The sequence below is a fragment of the Marinobacter sp. M3C genome, from assembly GCF_023311895.1.
Lineage (GTDB): Bacteria > Pseudomonadota > Gammaproteobacteria > Pseudomonadales > Oleiphilaceae > Marinobacter.
The window spans coordinates 1,360,350-1,375,188 of sequence record NZ_CP092284.1 but is presented as its reverse complement, the minus strand read 5'-3'; the positions used below and the strand labels follow the sequence as shown (position 1 = coordinate 1,375,188).

The 14,839-nt window shown below is 51.2% G+C and carries 8 protein-coding genes; all 8 read left to right on the top strand.

Annotation, left to right across the window (positions count from 1 at the left end):
- The first annotated feature begins 157 nt into the window (after positions 1 to 157).
- The 8 genes from MIH18_RS06185 (at position 158) to MIH18_RS06150 (ending at position 14,678) form a co-directional block, all read left to right on the top strand.
- Positions 158 to 1,633, top strand: a complete 1,476-nt coding sequence (locus MIH18_RS06185) for an N-6 DNA methylase (RefSeq protein WP_249014170.1) — start codon at positions 158 to 160, stop codon at positions 1,631 to 1,633.
- 74 nt (positions 1,634 to 1,707) lie between these two features.
- A complete protein-coding gene (locus MIH18_RS06180) occupies positions 1,708 to 2,886 on the top strand; it encodes a restriction endonuclease subunit S (protein WP_249014169.1) in 1,179 nt (392 codons plus the stop codon).
- A 109-nt stretch (positions 2,887 to 2,995) separates the two neighbouring features.
- On the top strand, positions 2,996 to 4,414 hold the full coding sequence (locus tag MIH18_RS06175) for an ATP-binding protein (RefSeq protein WP_249014168.1): 1,419 nt from the start codon (positions 2,996 to 2,998) through the stop codon (positions 4,412 to 4,414).
- Between the two features lie 173 nt (positions 4,415 to 4,587).
- Positions 4,588 to 6,975 carry an EcoAI/FtnUII family type I restriction enzme subunit R gene (locus MIH18_RS06170; protein WP_249014167.1) on the top strand — a complete coding sequence of 796 codons (2,388 nt, stop codon included), beginning with the start codon at positions 4,588 to 4,590 and terminating at the stop codon, positions 6,973 to 6,975.
- A 44-nt stretch (positions 6,976 to 7,019) separates the two neighbouring features.
- The gene (locus MIH18_RS06165; RefSeq protein WP_249014166.1) at positions 7,020 to 8,417 is read left to right on the top strand and encodes a hypothetical protein; all 1,398 of its coding nucleotides are present in this window, start codon (positions 7,020 to 7,022) and stop codon (positions 8,415 to 8,417) included.
- Entirely contained in the window at positions 8,414 to 10,357 is a 1,944-nt protein-coding gene (locus MIH18_RS06160) for a phospholipase D-like domain-containing protein (RefSeq protein WP_249008101.1), read from the top strand. The genes MIH18_RS06165 and MIH18_RS06160 overlap by 4 nt, the downstream gene beginning before the upstream one ends.
- Positions 10,354 to 14,031 (top strand): DEAD/DEAH box helicase, encoded by a 3,678-nt coding sequence (locus MIH18_RS06155; RefSeq protein ID WP_249014165.1) that lies wholly within the window; start codon positions 10,354 to 10,356, stop codon positions 14,029 to 14,031. Before MIH18_RS06160 ends, MIH18_RS06155 begins: the two co-directional genes overlap by 4 nt.
- Before the next feature lie 26 nt (positions 14,032 to 14,057).
- Positions 14,058 to 14,678 carry a hypothetical protein gene (locus tag MIH18_RS06150; protein ID WP_249014164.1) on the top strand — a complete coding sequence of 207 codons (621 nt, stop codon included), beginning with the start codon at positions 14,058 to 14,060 and terminating at the stop codon, positions 14,676 to 14,678.
- Positions 14,679 to 14,839 lie beyond the last annotated feature (161 nt).

Genomic DNA, 14,839 nt, shown 5'->3' with positions numbered 1-14,839 from the left:
ACAGGTTGCCCGCCTTTTTAGCCCGTTGCGGTTAAGTCAGCGAGCTTAAAACTTTGTTGGTCTAATACTCCCGGAAAGAACACCGTAAGCTATGGCCAAAGGAATGAGCGCAGTCACGCTGCACAACAGTTTAATAGAATCAAAATCTGGAAACTCAATGTTCGAACAGACCTTCAGAAACATCGATAACGTCCTCTGGAAAGAGGCCGGTTGTGCCACCGAGCTTGACTATACCGAGCAGACCTCGTGGATGTTATTCCTCAAATATCTGGATGATCTGGAGTTCGAACGCTCGCAAGAGGCGGAACTGCGTGGGCAGTCTTACGAGTTTATAATTGATGAAGCCCATCGCTGGTCCCGCTGGGCCGCGCCCAAGAAGACTGACGGCAACTTTGACCACGACAACGCCCTGACTGGCGACGATTTGATCAAGTTTGTCAGTTTTGATCTGTTTCCCTATCTGCACGGCTTCAAAGAGCGCGCGGCGAACACCGATACCATTGAGTACAAAATCGGAGAAATCTTTGGCGAAATTCGTAATAAATTCGCCAGCGGTTATAGCTTGCGGGATGCGCTTGAGCTGATCGACGAACTCAGCTTTGGTTCTCAGGATGAGAAGCACGAGCTGTCGCACCTTTACGAAACCAAGATCAAGAACATGGGCAATGCTGGGCGTAACGGTGGTGAATACTACACGCCACGGCCACTGATTCGCGCCATGATTCAAATAATTGACCCGGTCATCGGTGAGCGCATCTACGACCCAGCTGCGGGTTCAGCCGGCTTCCTGTGCGAAGCGCACGACTACATGCGTTATGGCACCGACGGGCAGGGTGATAACAGGCAAATGTCCACTGCCCATCTGCAAACGCTCCAAACCCGAACCTTTTACGCCAAAGAGAAAAAGAGCCTGCCTTACGTGATCGGGATCATGAACATGATTCTGCACGGCATCGAAGCGCCCAATTTTGTGCGCACCAACAGTCTCACTGAAAACCTGAACGATATTCAGGAAAAGGATCGCTTTGATGTCATCCTTGCCAACCCGCCATTCGGCGGCAAAGAGCGCAAGGAGATCCAACAGAATTTCCCCATCAAAACCGGTGAAACCGCTTTTTTGTTTATGCAGCATTTCATCAAATATCTACGTGCCGGTGGCCGGGCGGCGGTGGTGATCAAGAACACCTTTTTATCCAACTCGGATAACGCATCAAAGGCTTTGCGTAAAGAACTGCTGGAAAACTGCAACCTGCATACCGTTCTTGACTGCCCCGGCGGCACGTTTCTTGGGGCAGGCGTTAAAACCGTAGTGCTGTTCTTTGAAAAAGGTTCACCGACACGGGATATCTGGTATTACCAGCTTAATCCTGGCCGCAGCATGGGTAAAACCAACCCGTTGAATGATGATGACCTGAAAGACTTTGTCACGCGGCAGGCGAACTTTGAAGACTCCGATAATTCCTGGAGTGTCAGCATCGACGATGTGGACCCAGAGAACTTTGACCTGTCGGTGAAGAACCCGAACCAGGCTGTTGAAGCGCCGCTGCGCGATCCGGAAGTGATCATCAATGAGATTGAGACGTTGGATAAGGAAAGTGAAGAGATACTGGAAGGGATTCGGGGGATGTTATGAGGCAAGACTGGAATTACGTCCCACTTAGCAAGGCGTGTTTGATTAAGCCGCCGAAAAGTGAGGCGAGGCAGCGTTTGCATCAATCTGATTTGGTCTCATTTGTGCCTATGAGCGATCTGGGGATCAGGGAGAAGTTTTTCTCTTCGATGGAGGAAAAACCGTTCGGAAAGGTCTCTGGAAGTTATACCTATTTTGCTGATGATGACGTGCTGTTGGCTAAGATAACGCCATGTTTTGAAAACGGTAAGTTGGGCATCGCCCGTGGCCTTGTGAATGGAGTTGGCTTCGGTTCGAGCGAGTTTATAGTTTTTCGCCCGAGTGGCGAGCTCGCGTCCGAGTTTCTTTTTTATTACTTATCACAAGACGGTTTTCGGGATGCTGGCCAGCGAGTAATGTCCGGCGCCGTTGGTCACAAGCGTGTTTCGAAGGAATTTATCGAGAATCACCTGATCCCACTTCCGCCACTTGCCGAACAAAAGCGCATGGTCGCCATCCTCGATGAAGCCTTCGAGGGCATCGACGCGGCGATTGCTAACACTGAAAAGAACCTCGCCAATGCTCGGGAGTTATTTGACAGTTATTTGAATAATGTTATTGAAAAATTAAGTTTGAGTTGTCCTGAAGTTGGGGTGGATGAGGCTTGCGAATCAATAATTGACTGCGTTAACAAAACAGCACCGAAAGTTGACTATCCAACGCTATATAAAATGATTAGAACCACTAATGTCAGAAATGGGCAGGTAAATTTAAGCTCCGTAAAGTACGTGGAGGAGGCGGTTTATCTGCAATGGACTCGGCGGCAGATACCTCGAAGGGGTGACGTGATCCTGACACGCGAGGCGCCCATGGGTGAAGTTGGCATTCTGGATTCTGATGAAAAGATCTTTCTTGGCCAGCGGCTTGTTTCTTACCGAGCTGATCCAGAGAAATTGAATAATCGCTTTCTGCTTTATTGTTTTTTGTCGGACTTTATTCAGCATCAGATACAAAGGCTCGGCTCTGGTTCAACCGTGTTGCACATGAGGGTGCCTGACTCCAAAAAACTAAGGATTCCTCTCCCGTCTCTAGGCGTCCAAAGAGAGGTTGTGGTTACGTTGGACCTCTTAAATAACGAAGCTTGTCGTCTGGCAAGCATCAGTGAAAGAAAAATAGCCGCTTTAAACGAATTAAAACAATCCCTTCTCCAAAAAGCCTTCTCCGGGGCTTTGACTTCGGAAATGCCAGACAAGCAACAAAAAGAGGCCGTCGCATGATTGAAACTGGCGGTTTAGAGGTTAACGATTCGTCGGAGCTGACTGTGATCAAGGAAGAACGGGTGACCACTTTATGACCTCCCGAAGAGACATTGACCTTATCGACGAGTTGCTTTCCCACGGTAGCGAGGCAGACTGGCTTGAATTCAAAAAGGACAACGTTGATCCGGATACTCTCGGTGTTCGTTGCTCCGCTTTGTCTAATGCTGCGCGACTCGTAGGTAAAGACATGGCATATATGCTATGGGGTATCGATGATGGCTCTCTTGACGTTATCGGCACTCACTTCACCCCGGATAGCCAGAAAGCAAATGGGCAAGAATTGGCTTTCTGGTTGGCCCGTCAACTTCAACCCAGTGTTCCTTTTCAGTTTCGGCGCGTTGAACACCCCAAAGGCTGGGTTGTTATTCTTGAAATTCCTGCGGCCACGGCTGCTCCGGTTGCTTTTAAGAACATTCCCTACATAAGAATCGGCAGCGCTACACCAAAACTGACCGACTACCCGGAACGGTATCAACAACTGATTGAGCGTTTGCGCCCTTATACTTGGGAGCATTCTGTAGCCCGACAATATGTCAGCGGGGACGAAGTGCTGAACCTGTTGGATTACAGCAGCTATTTCAAACTCACCAAGCAGCCGCTGCCGGATAATCGCGCTGGAATCTTTGACAAGCTTGAAGCTGAGCGGCTCATAAGCAAAGACGTAGGCGATCGTTGGAATATTACCAATCTCGGTGCGATTCTCTTTGCATTTGACCTCACTCAGTTCGAGAGCCGCCTGGCGCGCAAATCTATTCGTTTCATCGCTTACGCTGGTAGAAACCGTGCGGCGCAGGTAAGTCACCGCGTTGAGGGTAAAAAGGGCTATGCCGTTGGCTTTGAAGGGTTGATTGAGTTCATTAACGGAATACTGCCGAAAAACGAGCATATTGATGTTGCTTTGCGTTCAGAAGAGCCACTTTTCCCTACCATTGCCGTTCGTGAAGTGACGGCCAATGCCCTGATTCACCAAGATATGACAATCACCGGGGCGGGGCCTCAGATTGAAGTCTTTCAGGATCGAATGGAAATAACCAACCCCGGAATGCCGCTGGTGCCTGCAGATCGGATGATAGATTTGCCACCTCGGTCGCGTAACGAAGCATTGGCTGCGCTTATGCGCCGGATGGGGATGTGTGAAGAGCAAGGCAGTGGCCTTGATAAAGTGGTTGCCGCGGTGGAACTCTATCAGTTGCCGCCTCCTTTGTTCCGTGAGGAAGGGAACGCAATGCAGGTGGTGCTTTATGGGCCAAGAAATTTCGCCCAGATGACCCCGGAAGAGAGAATACGGGCCTGTTATCATCATGCCGTTCTAAAGTTTCTGACCGGAGAGCGTATGAAGAACGCCAGTTTGTGCGAACGATTCGGCATTGAGAGCCGGAACGCTGCCCAGGCTTCGGGGGTCATCAAAAAAGCCAAGGGGGCGGGCTTAATACGAGATGCAGATATGGAGCATCCCAGGGCTGGTTATGTTCCCTGGTGGGCCTGAGTTCTTGATTGGGTTTTGACTCTCAGGCTGTAATTTGAGTGCTTGCCAGATGAAGACTAGAAAACGGCTAATGATACCAGTGAGTTAGCGTTTTTTTGTGTACTAGAAGTTCTTGACTCGCTCTTGATTTAGCTACTGAGTCACTGGAAACCAGCCAATAGTATGAGAAAGCTATGAAAGAAGCAGATACCAGAGCAGAACATATTGATCCGGCATTGAGGGCTGCAGGCTGGGGTGTGGTGCCGGCAAGCCGGGTGCGACGAGAAGTAATTGCCCCTGGTCGTCTAATTGGCGGCGGAAAGCGAGGCCCACATTTGAGAGCGGATTATGTTCTTATCTATAAAGGCCAGAAATTAGGTGTCGTTGAAGCCAAAATGCTCTTGTCCCCAGTGACAGAAGGTTTGGCTCAAGCCAAGGAGTATGCTGAACGATTGCAGGTCCGTTTTGCCTATAGCACCAATGGCAAAGGAATTTACCGGGTGGATATGAAAACCGGTAAAGAAGGGCCAATAGAAGCCTACCCGTCGCCAGAGGAGCTTTGGGCAGAAACTTTCTCTGAGTTCAATGTGTGGCGCGAGCGTTTCGGAGCAGTGCCGTTTGAGGACAAAGGCGGTTTCTGGCAGCCACGCTATTACCAGCACAACGCCATCTCACAAGCGCTTGAAGCTATGGCCGATGGCCGTGAACGCATATTACTGACGCTGGCGACCGGTACCGGCAAAACAGCGATTGCCTTTCAAATCGCCTGGAAGCTGTTTCACGCCCGCTGGACTCTGGGCGCGCAGGCCTCCGGTGATCTAGGCCGGCAACCGCGCATTTTGTTTCTGGCTGACCGCAACATTCTCGCCAATCAGGCCTTTAACGATTTTTCGGCCTTTCCTCAGGATGCGCTGGTGCGCATCGACCCTGAGACTATTCGCAAACACGGCCGGGTGCCCAAGAACGGCAGTGTTTTCTTCACCATTTTTCAGACCTTTATGACCGGTCGGGATGAGAACGGCGACCCTGAACCCAACTTCGGTGATTACCCACCAGACTTTTTCGACATGATCATCATTGATGAGTGTCACCGTGGTGGCGCCAACGATGAGAGCAACTGGCGCGGCATCATGGAGTATTTCAGCCCCGCCGTTCAGCTCGGCCTGACCGCCACGCCCAAGCGTGATAATAACGCCGATACCTACGCTTATTTCGGCGAGCCCGTTTACATCTATTCCCTCAAAGAAGGCATTAACGACGGCTACCTGACGCCTTTCAAGGTAAGGCAGATCGCGACGACGCTGGATGACTACGTTTACACCCGCGACGATGATGTTGTGGAAGGTGAAATCGAAGAGGGGCGGCGCTACACCGAGGCGGAATTTAACCGCATCATTGAAATTGAAGCGAGAGAGAAATACCGGGTTCGAGTGTTCATGGATCATATCGACCAGCGCGAAAAAACCCTGGTGTTCTGCGCCACACAAGCGCATGCGCTTGCGGTGCGTGATCTGATCAATCAGATGAAAACCAACAAAAACCCGCATTATTGTGAGCGGGTCACAGCGGACGACGGCAAGGAAGGCGAGCGTTTTCTTAGACAGTTTCAGGATAACGAGAAGTCCATTCCCACCACCCTGACCACGTCGCAAAAGCTCTCTACTGGCGTCGACGCCCGCAACGTACGCAATATCGTACTGATGCGCCCGGTCAACTCCATGATCGAGTTCAAGCAGATCATCGGGCGCGGTACCCGCCTGTTCGACGGCAAGGACTACTTCACGGTTTACGATTTCGTGAGGGCCTACGAGCACTTTAACGACCCCGAGTGGGATGGCGAGCCATTGGCGCCAGAACCTTGTGATCAGTGCGGTCAGATTCCTTGTAACTGCGCGATTGAACCTCCTGAACCCTGTAAGGAATGCGGCGAGCGCCCCTGTGTGTGCGAAAAAGAGCCGCCAGAGCCTTGCCCGGAGTGTGGTGCGCAGCCCTGTACCTGCCAGCAGAAGCGCAAGATCAAGATCAAGCTCGCCGATGGTAAGGAGCGCACCATCCAGCACATGAGTGCGACCAGCTTCTGGAGCCCGGACGGCAAACCCATGTCTGCCGCCGAGTTTATCCAGCACTTACATGGTGACTTGCCCGAATGGTTCGCCGATGAGGACAAACTCCGCGAACTCTGGAGCCAGCCGGATACCCGCATCAAGCTTTTGAACGGCCTGGAAGAGAAGGGCTATGGCATCGAGCAGTTGAAAGAAATCGGGCGGATGATCGAAGCAGAAAAGAGCGACATCTATGACGTGCTGGCTTACGTTGCCTTCAACCTACCGCCGATAACTCGCTCCGAGCGGGTGGCCGCTCACCTGGAGCGTATTTACAGCCAATACGATTACCGCCAACACGAGTTTCTGAAGTTTGTACTGGATCACTACGTCCAGCGCGGCGTTACTGAGCTCGATCCAGACAAGTTGCCGCAACTGATCGAACTGAAATACCACACCGTGCGTGATGCGGTTAGCGAACTTGGGCCGGTTGGTAATATCCGCGAGGTGTTTGTTGGGTTCCAGCGGAACCTGTATTAAGCAGCTCACAAGGATTTTGGAAAACAAGGAACGGTTCGCACCTCATGATAAAGCTCCAATCACTGATCACTGAATACGATGATTCTCTGTCTGGAGACTCTTATATAGACCCCCTCGGCCAACTGGTCATCTGGTCCGCATTCGGGCAAAAAATCTTCAACAGTCGAGTCAACTCCGTCTCCAACGATGTGCGAAACTTTACGCTTAATTTGCTGCATCACGGAGTCATTCGTTCGATCCTTCAGGATGAGTCTGTAACGGTTTCTCCGGCACTGGCAGCGGCGGTGGGAGATAAAGAGAGTCTGCCCTTTATTCATGCTTGCCTGATCTACCTGGAGAATATTTTCACCTACTCAATGGTCGATAAGCCCGAAGAAGTTGATATCGATACGCTGGGTATTCTCGGTGGAAGCAATGGTCGCAGAGCAATGGAAGAGTCCGATCAGAATCCTTCATTGTTGTTCACCGACAAAAAGGAAGGACACCTGCTTGTTCGTCAGCTGGGCTTGGGTGTCAGTGGGCGATATAAAACGCCGTTTGTAGAAATGGGCTTTTTCGATCACAGCTACCGTTATTCCCATCAGAAATCAGAGGAAAAATGGGGCGCTTTTAATACCCTCTTGGATAACCACAGCGAGCTCCGCGACTGTTTCGAACAAGCAAAAGCACACATTATCGATTTGCTGAATGTCCACTACTCTAAAGCCCAGATTCCGCCCCGAAGACAATTTCGCGATGTTCCAGTAGCACTGCGTGATGCCTATAGAAATGCCTTTTCGACACAGGGGAAGGTTGGCGTTGAAACCAAAGCGTTCTGGTTGGATGTTACCGGCCTGAATAAGGGCGCCGCCGGGGCTCTGTTGGTGACTCTGGAAGATCACTATGCAGCGGCTACGGGCGAAAAGCTGGTGCCAAGAATTATTTTTGTTACGGCTGAAGAACGGTGTGAGGTGGCTGACGAGCGCCGAAAGCTCCGGCTTATTCAGATTGTTGAGCCTTTGCTTGCTGAGCTTGATCTGCTCTTCAGGCTGGCGCGGCACAAGAAGGTGCAGTCGGTGCGTGATGTTCGCGGTTATTGGGAAAGTTTGGGACGAACGGATCAAACATTGCGCGATGCTGCCGCTCGCATTTGGGCTGCCGGTGATTTACTGCCGACTCTGCAAGGCACTGCCCGTAGAAGGTTACAGAAGTTGCTGGATGTAGCCGTGAATGGAAATGTGGAAGACCAGTTGCAGGGGTTGCTGAAATATCATGCCCAGATAATGAAAACGCGCGGCCAACTTCGCTGGTTAGAAGCAACACCTGGCGGTGAAATTCGGCTGTATGGCCGAACCGAGCCGTTGCCAAAAACAGATAATCGCGCCAACGGTTCCTGGGCAAACACCTACTACATTTACCAGTTTTACAACCTGGTATCCGGATACCAGGGAGGTGCCCGGTGAAGCTCCTGAATACCTTCACTGATCAGATAAGAACGCTTGGTGAAATCCAGAAGGTCTGGTTGACCAGCTTTGTTATTGATATCGAGTTCATCGAGAGCTACCTGCTTCCTGTGATTTTGAGAATGGACTCTCCGAAATTACGCATGGACTACGAGGCCATGCAGCAGGAGCTGAGTGCGCGGGGGATTGATGTTCAGGTGTTCTGTGATAAGCGGTTTATTGAGCCTGATCAGAATAAACGAACGGCCATCCCGGTGCATGGCGTTTTGCCAGAGCTATTGCCTGCCAATGGGGATGTCCACTTTTCAGAAAACAGCCTGTTCCACCCGAAAGTTATGTATGTGCAGGGCGAAAAGGGCTCAATCCTTGGTTGCGGTAGCGCAAACCTTACGGTGAGTGGCTGGGGGCGTAACCGTGAGGTCTTTCACTTTTTACCGGTTACGGATGGCCCCTTGGCGGATTCTGTTGCCGGTTTTTTCAAACCGATATTTGAAAATGTGCAGCAGCGTTTTGATTGGGATCTGGACGTAACAGGGCAGAAAGGAAGCCAACACGGTGCTGTATTTTGTAACAGCCTGACAGGGCCGTTGTTTCTGAGACATCTGTTCGCAGATGACAAATCGGCCGCGCTGGCCGTTTGGTCACCCTATTTTTCTGGAGATCTTGCGGGCCTTGTAACGTCTATACAGACGTTTACAAACAATCACTCAATGAGTGTTCGGGTAGTTCCAGACCGGGTAGAAAACCAGTATCTGCGTACGTGCTGGAAGGAGGGCCTGAATGATCTTCATGAAACTGGTCTTTTGTCTTTTCATAGTAGCCCGCTGAAGCCCGACGATCGTCTGAGTATGGCTCATGTGAAGCTTTGGAAAACACCCTCTGCTCTGGCGATTGGCTCTTGGAACTTCACTCAGCCAGGCGCAAATTTACCGACGAATGCCGGGGGTGAAACCTTCAACGTTGAGGCCGGCTTCATATTCTCGGACCCGGCTCCTGTTTCCGACTATCTCGGAGCGCAGCTTCATTTTGGGCCGGAATTGTTTGCTACACCGGAGCAAGCGAAGCAGGAGCAACTTTTGGTTCCCAAGGCATTGCCGTTTGACCTACGGGTGGTTTTCAACTGGCAGGCGGAGCGATACGTCGTTTCTGGGACATGGGTAGGGAAGGAGCCGTTGAGTGATCGATACCAGCTTAAACTGCCGGGCCGGGCTGATCCTGAACAGCTGCAGTGGGGGGCTGATAGCGGAGATTTGCGGAAGCTGTATCTGCGAGCGCCTGAAACCAGGCACTTGTTGGCTAACCATAGCTATGAGGTTGTGTTGGATAGCGTTATAGCGGGGTCGGGTCTCATTATTGAGGAACGGGCCGATTACCGCCGGGCTCAGCAGTATGATGATATTAGAGGGTTGTTTGATGATCTGATTCTTTCGGCAGGCGCACCGACGTCAGATGATGTGAGTTATCGTATTAGTGAAACGGAAGACGGCCAGGTGTTGGTAGATTCTTTGTATGCCGAGGAAGATGGCCTCAACGATGTCAGGGAAATGGAAACCCCAGACATCAGTTACTTTCGTTTGTTTTCAGCCTGCCATCACTATTTGGCCATTGTCGAAAACTGCTCGACTCTGAAGGAGCTGGAACACTGGGTTTTCACTCGGCCGGGTTGCTTGCAGGAGCTTGTTGAGAAGACGATATTACGGATGAGTACTGTACCTGGGGGCCTGTTCAACTGGTTTCTGGCGCAAGAGGTTAATGAACTGTGTGTTTTGGCCAACAAGCAGTTGGGGCAGTTTGGTGGCACTGACAATGAGGCAATGCTGCACCGGTGGGAGGTATTGCGTGTCGCCGTTCCTAACTTGCCGCGAAATCTTGATAAAAACTATCGCCAGTGGCTGAAGCGCGAGTATCGGCGGATGAAACCTAACCGGGGAACCGTATGACCGAAACTCGCTGGGGAAAGTTGCGCCCGGAAACGGTAACAGATTGGATCAACTTTGACCGTCGCCAGCCAGATTGGTATTACCGGCCAGATGACAGGGAATCGATGGCAGCCAAGCAAACCGAGGGTGTTGCCTACCTCTGGAACCTCCTTTCCGAACACGGTCTGGCGTTGCTGGCCGATGAAGTTGGTATGGGCAAGACGTTTCAGGCATTGGGAGTGGCAGCTCTTTTATGGAAGATGAAGCCCAATGCGAAAGTGTTGGTGATGGCTCCCAACCGCGATCTCTGCCTGCACTGGCGTAGGGAATTTGAAACCCTGGTGCGCTGGCATTACCGGCCAGTGGATCACACCGTTAAAAATGGCGTTGATGGCATGCTAGTGCCGAGTGTTGAAATCTGCACAACGCTTACGAGTTTGGACGCCGCAGTCAATCGTGGCGTTGGTCATCTCTATCTCACCACCATCCACTCCCTGAGCGGTTTACTGCGGGATACCGACCCGCAGGATAACCCAGAGATCTCGGATGATAAGAAAGCAGCGGCTATAGCAACAAGCTTTCGCAAGAGCCTCAAAAGCGACTATGGGCTTGGTGCCGCAGGGTTTGATCTTATCATTATTGATGAAGCCCACTACCTCAGAAATATCGGTGGCGGCTCCCAGCGTGTGGCCGCAGCCCGGGCTTTTTTTGGGCCTGGTGATGACAGGCTTGCCAGCAAGGTACTTCTGCTCACAGCGACGCCAAGCCACACCCGGCCGGCTGATGTAGGCAGTATTTTTAGTTATTTTCTGGATGGGCAGGAATACGGCGGTAGCCAGGACGAAAGAGCGACCGAGTTGTTGCAGAAATATGCATTGCGCCGTATGCGGCTAATGGAAGGCCAGGGCAAATTGCATAGCAAGCATCACTACCGCCATGAGAAAGGCATGGCGGCCACGTTTGAGGGGCAGCCGGAGGCAGAAGGTTTTTTTGCTCTTTATCAGAAGGGTCTGGTAACTGAGCTCAATAAGAAGAAAGAAGGCAAGAGGCTGATGTATGGGTACCTGGAAGGCTTTGAATCTGTAGGTCGAAAATTATTGCGTGAATCAGAACCTTCGTCGCAAGACGACACTGACGGCGCCAGCACAGAAAAAGGTAAGAGTGATTATTCCACCGCGCCAGATACCAAGCTCTTGGTGGCACTGACCGACAGCTATTACAAGGCTGTTGGACAGTTCCCGAATCACCCAAAATACGACTGTTTGATTGACGAATGCGTTCCCTCTGAAAAACAGCTGTTTGAAGCAGATATGAGTGACCTCAAACACCTGGTTTTTGTTCGCCGGATACCCTCGGTGCGCGAGTTGACGCAGCGGCTCAATGAGCGTTACGACAACCTCTTGGGTGAGTTGCTGTTAAAGGGTTGGGGCAAGTCCCTTGCAGATCCTGATGTTCGTTCAAAGCTGAAAGGGTTTTCCCGGCAAGAATTTGAATCGTTTATTGCCGGTCTGGCTAGCGACACCGCTGTTGAAGACTATATAGATGACGTGCAAGCCGAAGAGGACGATGCAGACCCAGATGAAGAGGATTACCTTGCCTCGCGCGTGGCGCAGCTGTTCGTTGTGAAAAAGGGTGCCGGCGGCCAAACGGACTGCGCAAATGTGCGCCTGCGTTTTACAAAACCGGAAAGCCTGTTTTCATTGTTTTTGGAGCCAGCCTGCGACTACCTTGAGGGTGGATACACCTGTTATTACGGGGACTTTGCCCGTGGCAGGGCTAACTACGGTGCCGCTGCCCGGTATGAGCGGTTTGCGTTATGGCCGAGCGTTGGAGATCGTCGTGAGGCGTTCGGGGGGCGTGACCAGCCGGAATCCCGGTATCACAAGCCTTTGTACTCCTTTTGGCCGTTGGTTTACCAGGAGCTACCTGAACATTTGCGCATTCAGCTTCAAGAATGGGCCGGAAGTCGCAGAAGTGCAGCAGAGAATTTCGCCAATTATGTTAAGGCAGGATTCCTCTATGCCAGCCCGGTTATTGTTGAGCTCTACGGGTGGTTTGTCGAGTTTCGGAAAAACGTCAGAACGCAGAATGTTGAGCAGCGTTATCGGGAATTTTATAATTTCGTAACACCAAAAATAAGAGGCTCTTTGATGCTGCGATATTTTGCGGCAGCTCTTGAAACCTTTGAGGCACTGTGCGGAAAAATTATTGATCACAAACTGGATGATTGGCGCGGCCGGTGGCGAAGTCTGACGGGGTTAACAAGCCCGGCCTGGTACGCCAGTGGCGAAAACAATAATGCGCGACAGCGGCTTATTCTTGGCTTTAATAGCCCCTTCTACCCAAATGTTCTGGTATCTACCTCCGTTTTTCAGGAGGGCGTGAACCTGCATATGAACTGTCATCAGGTTCACCACTACGGAATAGCGGGCTCCCCAGGTGACAATGAGCAGCGGGTAGGGCGAATCGACCGTTTGTTTGGCTGTGTAAATAAGCGGTTGGAAACGCAGGGTGCGGGAGAGCTCAGCATTCACTATCCGTACTTGGCGGGATCGGTAGATGAAGATCAGGTTGCGTCGTTTGTAGAGCGCAAACATGGGGTAGAGAAACGCATGGATTCCTGCCTTCAGGAAAAGTTCGATTCCGAATACAAGCCGGGGGCCAGTATTGATTGGAGTGTATTCCTGAGGAAGCCCGAGTGTCATACCGATGAGCCTATGAGCGATCCCTACGGTGCGGATTTTCCAGAGATGATTTCAGAAAGCGAGGAGTATTTGCCTCATAAAACGCACTCTTCTGAAGATATTGAACGCGCGTTGCGTCAGCACCTGGAACAATCTTGTGATCCGGAGCAAGATGAGATTATTGCAGCGTATTCCAGCCAAAGCTCTCCAAAATCGCTCTTCATTATCGATTCTTTGATCAAAAGAGGGGAAACGAAAAGACGGCAACCGGTATTCATGACGCTGGGTTTCTCACAAAGGTTCTCAGCTCTGGTTCCGGAAACGGTTTACATCGTAAGTTTTGCTTCGCCGATTGCCAATCGGGAAAGCTTGAAGAGTGTGCCATGGGATGAACTTTCAGAGCTGATCAACAAATTGAGTGCGCGCTACCCATTGGTTCGAGTGGCAATTGATGAGAAGACCCCCAACAGTTATTTCTACCTCAGCCCGCGCGTAAATTTTCCGCTGTTTGTGAAACATGGAAAACTGCAGTGGTTGTCTGCTCATGAAATTCAAATGGGGTTAGCTGATATTAAACTGTTTTCGGACGAGTTTGAGGCAGCCTTGTTTCATGAGGCTCAGGATCTCAAGCGTGATGATGTCAGCAAGTTTGCTGTGGCTGGCCCAAAGCCGTTGCCCGAAGGGTTTAATCGCCGCAGAGAGGCAGTGCATTCTCTGAAATGGGAAGCTGTATCTGGAGGCAATGGTCGAGTGGACAGGTTGGCGATATCGCTTACACTGAAGATGATACAGGCAATTGGCCAAGATGCCGGCTATGAGGGTAGATCATCAAGCATTGTTGAAATTATCCTGCAACTGAATAGCCGTTTTCCATTCGTAAATTTCCGGTGCCCGACCGAAGACAACATTGAAGCGCAGCTCAACTTTCCAGAAGGTGACTTCCAGGAGGAGGAGCGAGCACTGCTAGAGCAGTGGTTCCGTTACGTAGTCGCTACCATGGTCACATTTTAATGCGCGCAAGGAAGGAATCCGTAGCCATGCCATTACAAAACCGGGTAACGCCCGCGGGTACTATTGAGAGTGTCGTAGCTCGCGGCACGTTCATGGGTAATAGAGGTGTGTTGCACAACGCCGAAAAAGAAGTGCAGCGCCTGTTCAAGATCAAGCCTTGGATTACTTGTCTGTTGGAGTTCAAAGGCAGGCAGCGAGAATTGATGTCTCCCGGCGCATACACCGAACTGTTCTTTCTCGATGAAGTTACGGCTTTTGCCGCAGGGCACCGCCCTTGTGCGGAGTGCCGGCGAGCTCGCTATAACGAATTCCGCGATGCCTGGGGCCATGCGAACCTGCCGGATGTTGGCTCTAAGGTACGGGCTCCTCAAATGGACGAAGCGATGCATCAGGAACGTATTGAGGGCGGCCAGAAGGTGACGTGGCGCTGCCTGCTGGCTGATCTTCCCCATGGTGCGATGTTTCAAGTAGGCGGGGATAGTCATGCAGTATGCGATGGGGAAATACTGAAATGGAGCTTTGAAGGATACACTGCTTCAGAACGAGACAACCGTCTGATAACAGTAGATGTTTTGACTCCCCGTTCCGTGGTGAATATCTTCGCCAATGGCTTCAGGTCGGAGTTTCATCCAAGTGCGATCTCTTAAAATCGGACCAAGCGTATAGGAAGGCTTCGGGAATTATTTTTGTTAGCTAAGTGTAGTGACGAGGTAACTCTGATTGTAACGGTGGGCGGTTGCGTATTTGCAGAGTTCGTAAAGGGGCTACTGGTTTTGGAGCAGCGTTGAGAGGTCTAACGTCGGAGTAA